Genomic DNA, 7,595 nt, shown 5'->3' with positions numbered 1-7,595 from the left:
ATATTGAAGGGTGATCAATGCCAGCACCTCGAGATCAGTCACCTGGCCACAGCTAAACCTGTTCTTCCGATTATGCTTAGCGGAACTAACCGCTTTTTCTGATTTTTTCAGGGCGCTAGACTGGCGCTTTTTTTGTTGAAGCATTCGGTCTCCATGAATCCACCCCAGCCAGATCAGCAGGATAGACGCCACACAAGATTACAAGCAGAGGTGGCCAGTTTCCTTGGCCTGGGCCCTCGCAATACGTCCCACCGGGAAAAGTGGCTCTCCGCTGTGGGAGCTTTTGTCGGGATACTCTGCCTGTGTCTGCTCGCCCCCCAACTGTGGGGTGAGGCCGGTGTCCTCATCGCCACGTCCATCGGTGCATCTACCGTGTTGCTGTTCGCCATACCCCACGGTCCGCTGTTTCAGCCCTGGCCCGTACTACTGGGCTACAGTGTGTCCGCCGCGATCGGTGTCAGTTGCGCCCGTTTTATTCCTCACCTCGCCCTGGCCGCAGCCTGCGCCGTCGGTGGCGCCGTGCTGGTCATGCACTACCTGCGTTGTCTGCACCCACCGGGAGGAGCCGCGGCGCTGGCCGCCGTGGTGGGTGGAGAGCAGGTCCGGGCACTGGGTTACGATTATCTGCTCAGCCCCATTCTCTACAATGCCCTGCTGATGGTTGTAGTCGCGCTCGCCTTTAACATCTGGTTCCGCCACCGCCGCTACCCCGCCTACCTCTCGCACATCGGGGCACCGGCACACACTGCAGCGACACTCACCCGGGATCCCACGGGTCAACACGTCACCCACGAGGACATGGCCTGGGCGTTGCAGAAGCTGGATCTGTTTGTGGACGTCTCACCGGAAGATCTATGTGAATTGTTCGAGCTGGCTGGAGAACATGCCCGCGACGGGGCTGCCACAGATGAAGCCGTTCTGCCGGGGTCTTATTACAGCAATGGGCTCACCGGCTTCCAGTGGCAGGTGTTGCGGGTCGATGCAGTGACGAATCCGACCAGCACATCCCGGACCCGCGTCGAGTTTCAGGTGGTGCACGGCCCCTCCCTGGGCGAGTACGGTTCACTACCACTGGCAACGTTCAGGGAGCGCGCCCGCTGACGAACTTCGTTCACAATCCGCACCAGCAGAAGACAGAGTGGCGTTACACTATCAACTGTGTTTACTTCAATTGTACGGTATATGTGTTGGACCCCAATCAATCGGAGCTTTAGGATAAGATAATGGGTAAATGAAGCCCTACTCAAGATAAGGAGGTCTTGTATGGTTTCGGCAAGTGCGAAGTTTATCGTTTCTGTATTGACCTATCTCACCGTGTTCTTTTCCGCTTTGACACTGTCATCTTGTGGCAGCTTCAGCACAAGGCCAGAAGACCGTAGTGGTGCGCCAGGTAATCACGAGATACCGCCTTCTGCAGTAGATAGTCATCGTTACAAGGAAGAGCAATTCGCCGCTAGAGTCGCAGCACTTGCCGAGGAAGAGGCGCATCTAGCTCGACAACGGACCCAATGGCTAAAAGCGGTGGAAAGAAGAGAGTCCGCAGCCAGGAACGCCATTGCGCAGGCCAATTTGAAAGCCGCTGGCTCCGTCTCCGAGGCCGAAGCGAGAAGAGCTAAGGCTATTCAACACGCTAAAGAGATTGAGTCGGCGGCGGCAGCCAGAGAGGCTGCTCTCTTGGCCACCTTGCGAGCACAACGGAGCTCTGTAGATGCGCTGCTAAAGAGTGCTGAGCCAGGATTGGTTATGGAAACATTCCCGGAGGAAGCGCTGGCGCAAATCTCTTCAGAATTTCAGTTGGCCAACATTACACGAGCCACGGAGCCTGACTATGTTGTTCGGCTGTCTGCGGATAAGCGAATCCCCAAGCCGGGCACTGGCGAGATGCGTATTTGGATCGGACATGAAGAGCACACACCAACTACCCCCTCTGACATGGTATCGGATTCTGCATCACTTCCTTCGACCGTGATCGGAGAATCGGCCAAGGTCGAGCCCCGGGCACCTGGGTTCCAAATTGATCCGCAAGGTGCCGAATGCTTGCAGATACACCCAGAGGGCTCACATCTACTCTATACGCTGAGACCGCAAGAAGAAGGTACACACGAGATCACTGCCCAGATCCGGTTGTACGACACACCTGACTGCACTGGCGCTCAGAGACCAAAGGCCGCCCCAACCCTTACTGTAACCGTATACGTAGATGCGGGACGCATAGTGAAGCGAGGATCTGGTGAGCTGATGGCAATCGTGTGGGATAAATTCAAGGATTTCTGGGGAATCTTTGTTGCTACTATCTTTGGGTTGTTACTATTTTTCTTTAGAAAATCGCTTAAGCGGTTGTTTGGGATTGGCGGTAGTGACTAGATCTCAGCCACAATTATTAAACGTAATTGATGCATTATCTTGTCTTGGGAGCTCGGATGTCCGCTTGTATATGGACTCCTCCGTTCATGCAACAGGTCATTGATCAGAATAAAGACGCTTACGTATATTCGGCCTTTTAATGGGGACGCTATCTCCTGACCCTCAATGTATGCGCACCCAGGGTCAACCCTTAAACAACCTGCTCACTAAATTCGGGTAAACCGTATCCCCTATCTAACGATCTGGGTGTGGTAATACAGCCCTGTTATTATTCGCAAATAATCTGACTTCAGCAGATAGGCCCTCACTGTGTTCAACACCATCGAAAGTCAGTTCTGTTTTCGTGCTCTGATATTAGATGCTGTCGACTTTTTTGAGCAAGCTGTTGATTACCTGTAAAGATCTCCTATGATAGAGAAAGAACTCCAAAAATGAGATTCGATATGAAACCGCTAGGCAAAGTAATTGTCGTCTTCACCAGCTTGTTCGTTGTCGCTTGCACGACCACAACTCCATTGAATCAAATTGACAAGTTCGGCGAGAGTACGTCTGCGCTCACAGAAAAAACGGACGAACTCATCACGGAATATAATGAGTCCCAGGTTGAAGTAGCCCTTCACTTTAAAATGCGTACGCACATACCCAATCGCAATAATTTGCAATTGGAAGACTTGGCAACTATTGGATATCTATTCGATGGTGACGAAAAGAAGGAACTGGCTATCTACAAGGCCAATAGCTCTCTTGGTGCATACGCTAAGTCCATCCGATTGCTAGCGCAGTCAGGCAACCGAGCAGACATAGCGAAAGCCTCAGTGAGCTTCGTGTCATCACTGGATGGTATGCAACAGAGCTACCAGGAACTCCTTGGTGATAAAAAAGCTACGTTCTTCTCGGATAGAGAGCTTGGTTTCATAGCGGCAGCTATCGATGCAGTAGGAAGTGCGATAGCTGAAGAAAAGAAACGTGGCGCGTTAAAAAAGATCATCACTGAGGCCGATCCTCACATAGCCACCCTGATTGACGAAATAGTGAAGCAGATCGACCAAATGGACTACAACTCACAATTGTCTACTAACCGGTCTCTTATATTGCAGTCCAAGATAACGGACTATAACAATCGTGTAGAGGCTGGCTACTACGCGACTAAGCCAGATGACCAATACCAAGAGCTTTTCCGTCTCTGGCGAGACGCTCAATCCGTCATCGTTACCTCAAAGGAGATCCGGAATCTCGTCGAGGCCCTGCAGGAAGTTAAGAAACAGCACGCTAAGCTAGCCCAGGAAGTGGGCGAGAATCGTTTCTCATCAGATGCAGTCGTAGCGGCGATCAAGGATCTAGAGAAGAAAAGGAAGAGATTTGAGGATTTCGAGGAATCCATCGTTACCTGCGATAAAGTCAAAATCAACGACGAAGGTGTTCCCGAGTGTGATGAGTCAGCAGAGGGGAATGCTGAAGGCGCCGATAATGCTGGAAACGGGGAGTGAAGGTAAGAGAGGGTGATCTGGTTTTTCATTGACGGTACGAATCACGGATCGAAGCAAAATCGCACCATCGTAAAACTTGAAGGATCGTAAGGATGACCGATATTCCACACAAGAAAATGATCAAACAGTTGAATAAGACAATAAATTCACTAGCCTCATCAATGACTAAAACTGACGATCTCGAGCTGCAGGCTGACATTGCAGAGCAGATGTCCACGTTGATGGTTCAGCGGACTAAGCTTACCCACAGGATCTTGAAGAATGAGACTAATCCGTTCAAGACGGCTATGAAATCTCTCGCAGATTTGACTAGAGAAGCCAAAGCCGCAAAGGAGGACGTAAACAAGGTTGAAAAAATGATCGGGAGCGCTTCCAAAACAGTAGACAAGGTTACCCGATTCATTAGCGGCCTTGCCAAAGTAGTTTAAACAGATCTATGAACTCGCAAAGAGCTCTCGATTCTGGCCTGCCTTTGGCTTAAGGATCGGAATCCACAGCGGTTATGATTTTGTCATCACGAACGGCAATTTGGAGTCCCCGACAGGGGTTTCGTAAACCCCTCGTAAGCGGTCGGTAAACCCGGCTTGAGCCCTCCACGAGGTGCGCCAAGATAGTGTCCACTACAAGTTGGGGTGTCATCACCCATTTTTAACCGGCCGTTTGAGTAGAGAGCACACCAGCTTCCAGTAGCAGGTGTTGCGGGTCGATGCAGTGACGAATCCGACCAGTACATCCCGGACCCGCGTCGAGTTTCAGGTAGTGTACGGCCCCTCCCTGGGCGAGTACAGTTCACTACCACTGGCTACGTTCAGGGAGCGCGCCGGGGTGCGGGTGCGCTGGCAACAGGTGCACTGGATCCGGGACACCGCGGAACAGTAGCCGGGCGGGGTGAGCGAAGCTATCCCTGATGCCACTGCTTGTTTCTCTTTGCGCCATTGACCCGCCGTCATCAATTCAGTGTGCGGCAGGCGCCTCAATGGGTCTTCGGCGGCACCCTGAAGGCCCACATGGACTGGAGATTCCGCTTTCTCGGCCACGGCTTCCCTGCGAGACAGACCTGTCGCATCCCTGACGCGGTTCGTCACTTAACCCGCACTACCATGGTCTGTGCACTGTGCTCCCGGGGCCGAAGGACATCTATCAGGCAACGACCGTGGCGGGCGCAAGCGCCTGCGACTTGTTTTATCCCTCTGGGGGAGGGGTTAGCCTGGCATCCGTTCTGGCTTGCACCAGGCATCCCCCACCTTTCGCTCGTTCGCATCCTGATGGCAGCTCGCTGTATGCGTCCGGTGATTACACCTTGATCGGAGGTGTCCAGTTATACGGCAGCAGCTCATCAAGGTCTGACTGCCGGGCGCTCGGCAAGCGCTCCAGGACGTCGCGCAGATAAGCCTGCGGATCCAGACCGTTGATCTTTGCCGACTGGATCAGGGTCATCACATTGGCACCACGCTGGCCACTGCGTAGTGAGCCTGCGAACAGCCAATTACTTCGGCCAAGGGCCCAGGGCCGGATCTGGTTTTCCACCCAGTTGTTATCGATAGGCAGATTGCCGTCATCCAGGTAGCGAACCAGGGCGGTCCACCGTTTAAGCGTGTAATCGATCGCCTTCGCAGTTCGCGTGCCGTTGGTCAGCTGGGATCGCTGGCCCGTCAGCCACTCGCGCAGATGCGTTATTACGGGCCGCGCCTCGGTGTCGCGCAGCCGCTGCCTCTCCTCTGGCGGCAGGCCGCTGGCCTGTCGCTCAACGTCATAGAGCATGCCGATGTACGATAGCGCTTTCTCGGCGATGGGGCTTTGGTTCCGCTCCAACAGCTCGTGGAACTTGCGTCGGGCGTGTGCCCAGCAACCGACTTCAGTCATGCCCGTGGCGAAGCCGGCCTTGTAGCCAGTGTAATCGTCGCAGACCAGCTGACCGCGCCAGTCCGCCAGGAAGTCCCTGGAGGCCTTGCCGGAGCGCGAGGGCTGGAAGTCGTAAACGACACCTTGCACCGGGGCATAGCGCGTGGTTGCGTAGGCCCAGATGTAAGCCTGGTGTGTTCGCTTCTTGCCCGGCGAGAGCATGGGCACCGGCGTCTCGTCAGCGTGCAGCACCGCGTGCTCAAGCAACTTGCTCCGCAGGTGCTCCACCAGCGGGGTAAGTTCCACGCCACAGCGCCCCACCCAGTCCGCCAGTGTGGATCGTGGCAGTTCAACGCCGGCCCGGGCGTAAATCTGTTCCTGACGGTACAGCGGGAGGTGGTCCGCATACTTGCTGATCAGCACCTGCGCCAGCAGGTTCGTGGTGGGGATGCCCTTGTCGATCACGTGCGGTGCTACCGGGGCCTGCGTGATGGTCTCACATTGCTGGCAGGCCCACTTGCCGCGGATGTGACGTTCCACCGAGAAGCTGCCGGGTTCATAATCCAGCTTCTCGCTAACATCCTCGCCAATCCGGGTCAGGGTGCAGCCACAGTTGCAGGTGGTGTGTTCCGGTTCATGATGGATCTCGGTGCGTGGCAGCTGGGGCGGCAAGGGCCGGCGCTTCGGTGTGCGGGTTTTGGGCTCCGGCCGCGGGCGACTCTCCGCCAGCCGCTCCAGCTCTTGTTCAATGGCCGCCGTGTCTTCGTCAACGAGTTCTTCAAGGAGGTTGTATTGCTGCCGGTTGACGCCTTCGCTGCGTTTGCCGAACCGATGGCGCCTAAGCAGGGCAATCTCGTGGGTCAGCTGCTCCTCGCGCATAGAGTAGCGGCGAATGGCCTCGTCACGTGCAGCAAGCTCGGCGTCCTGCGCCACGAGGCGCGCATCGCGTTCGCCCAATTGCGCCAGCATTTGCTCCGCCATCTGGCGGAGTTCGGTCTCGTTGAGCTGATTGAGATCGATAGGCGCTTGCATGGGAACACTTTGCCAGCACCAGCAAATCGGTGCCAGCAGCAATCATCGGCAATCGTTCTCTGGAACTGCGAGCGGGATTCTGGTGTTATCTAATGTCGGTCCATAAAGTGCCCAGCGCCGGCATGCTGCCAGGGTAAGCCGACCACCAGGGCCTGCAACTGCGGCATATCAATGCACAATGGATCGCCGGTGCGGAGCTGGCTCCAGACGAACCGACCCTGGTGCAGCCGGCGCGATGCCAGCCAGATACCGAAGCCGTCACACACCAGCACCTTCATCCGGTTGGCGCGCTTGTTGGCAAAGACATACGCGCAATGCGGACGTGCTTTGCCAAAGCGGTTGATGACACGTGCCAACGCCGTGTCCGGTCCGGCGCGCATATCCAGCGGCTCGCGGGACAGCCAGATCTCGTCAATCTTGATCACTGAACGAGCGCCTTGAGCCAAGCGACCGAGTGGTCAATCTCACTCAATGGCCACTCGACGGTGATCGGACCGCGCGGCGTATCCAGCCGGATGCTGACAGTGGGCAGAACTCGCGCTACGCTCCGGCTTGGACTGGATTGGTCTTTGGCCGGCATGGGTAGCCGCACAAACTCTCCGGTGTCATCGACAGTCATCAACTGGCGCCACTTGTGTACCAGGTTGAGGTTGAGGCCATGGCGCAGCGCAACTTCGGCCACGGAGGTGTTCGGTTGCTGGCACTCGGCCAACACTCGATTTTTGAACCCCGCAGAGTAGCGACGGCGCCGCTTGATGATCCTTGGGGGAGACGCTTCGTTATCCATATCAGGTGCCCACTTAAGATTAGGTGGGCACCTAGCTTACGCAGTTTGCGGGGCGCGAACAGATGGGTTTACCGGACGGTTAC

At 55.5% G+C, this 7,595-nt stretch carries 8 protein-coding genes; 5 read left to right on the top strand and 3 right to left on the bottom strand.

Going from position 1 to position 7,595, the window contains the following annotated elements; genetic code table 11:
* Positions 1-153: 153 nt before the first annotated feature.
* The 5 genes from G533_RS22925 (at position 154) to G533_RS24860 (ending at position 4,730) form a co-directional block, all read left to right on the top strand.
* Positions 154-1,101, top strand: a complete 948-nt coding sequence (locus G533_RS22925; protein WP_051230681.1) for an HPP family protein — start codon at positions 154-156, stop codon at positions 1,099-1,101.
* A 162-nt stretch (positions 1,102-1,263) separates the two neighbouring features.
* The gene (locus tag G533_RS0118830; protein WP_027951257.1) at positions 1,264-2,364 is read left to right on the top strand and encodes a hypothetical protein; all 1,101 of its coding nucleotides are present in this window, start codon (positions 1,264-1,266) and stop codon (positions 2,362-2,364) included.
* A gap of 443 nt (positions 2,365-2,807) precedes the next feature.
* The gene (locus tag G533_RS0118820) at positions 2,808-3,851 is read left to right on the top strand and encodes a hypothetical protein (protein ID WP_027951256.1); all 1,044 of its coding nucleotides are present in this window, start codon (positions 2,808-2,810) and stop codon (positions 3,849-3,851) included.
* A gap of 92 nt (positions 3,852-3,943) precedes the next feature.
* Positions 3,944-4,279, top strand: coding sequence for a hypothetical protein (locus tag G533_RS0118815; protein ID WP_027951255.1), 336 nt, complete (start codon positions 3,944-3,946; stop codon positions 4,277-4,279).
* A 283-nt stretch (positions 4,280-4,562) separates the two neighbouring features.
* Positions 4,563-4,730, top strand: a complete 168-nt coding sequence (locus tag G533_RS24860; protein ID WP_158413444.1) for a hypothetical protein — start codon at positions 4,563-4,565, stop codon at positions 4,728-4,730.
* Between the two features lie 414 nt (positions 4,731-5,144).
* Here the strand turns inward: G533_RS24860 and tnpC are convergent, their stop codons facing one another.
* The 3 genes from tnpC to tnpA form a co-directional block, all read right to left on the bottom strand.
* Entirely contained in the window at positions 5,145-6,725 is a 1,581-nt protein-coding gene (tnpC, locus tag G533_RS0118810; RefSeq protein ID WP_027948883.1) for an IS66 family transposase, read from the bottom strand.
* 89 nt (positions 6,726-6,814) lie between these two features.
* Positions 6,815-7,150, bottom strand: a complete 336-nt coding sequence (tnpB, locus tag G533_RS0118805; RefSeq protein WP_027948884.1) for an IS66 family insertion sequence element accessory protein TnpB — start codon at positions 7,148-7,150, stop codon at positions 6,815-6,817.
* Entirely contained in the window at positions 7,147-7,512 is a 366-nt protein-coding gene (gene tnpA, locus G533_RS0118800) for an IS66-like element accessory protein TnpA (protein WP_035526448.1), read from the bottom strand. The genes tnpB and tnpA overlap by 4 nt, the downstream gene beginning before the upstream one ends.
* Between the last annotated feature and the right edge of the window lie 83 nt (positions 7,513-7,595).

Origin of the sequence: Haliea salexigens DSM 19537, from assembly GCF_000423125.1 — a bacterium.
Taxonomy (GTDB): Bacteria; Pseudomonadota; Gammaproteobacteria; order Pseudomonadales; family Halieaceae; genus Haliea; species Haliea salexigens.
The sequence above is the reverse complement of the archived record's forward strand: the minus strand, read 5'-3'. Positions and strand labels throughout refer to the sequence as shown.